The organism is Treponema sp. R6D11, assembly GCF_054786075.1.
This window is the reverse complement of sequence record NZ_BDHD01001399.1, coordinates 1-311: the sequence shown is the minus strand read 5'-3', so window position 1 is coordinate 311 and position 311 is coordinate 1. Positions and strand designations below refer to the sequence as shown.

Annotated in this window: 1 protein-coding gene; it reads left to right on the top strand. The window is 37.9% G+C overall.

Annotated features, from left to right (window positions below):
* Window positions 1–21 precede the first annotated feature (21 nt).
* On the top strand, window positions 22–93 hold the full coding sequence (locus tag ACYVTD_RS18920) for a hypothetical protein (RefSeq protein WP_461249121.1): 72 nt from the start codon (window positions 22–24) through the stop codon (window positions 91–93).
* Window positions 94–311 lie beyond the last annotated feature (218 nt).

The following is a 311-nucleotide window of genomic DNA, read 5'->3' as shown; positions in this document are numbered from 1 at the left end:
ACTGGTTTATCGGCATGGGGATTGAATTCAAATGGTCAACTGGGTAATAATTCAACAGCAAACAGTTCTGCTCCTGTTCAGATTCAGCCATAGAAAATATGCGTAACAGTAAACGCAACAGTATCTGTCATCGCTTTTTTGAAGTGTCGTTAATAAACTGGCTACACCCCTTGTTTTGGGCTTGCCAGTCTTAAATAATTAACTTATTATTGAAACATGGATATAAATGTACCAAAAATAGATGCTATTATCTCCATTATCGTCTCTATTGCGTCCCCTGACCAGATTATTCTTTTCGGTTCGTATGCTCG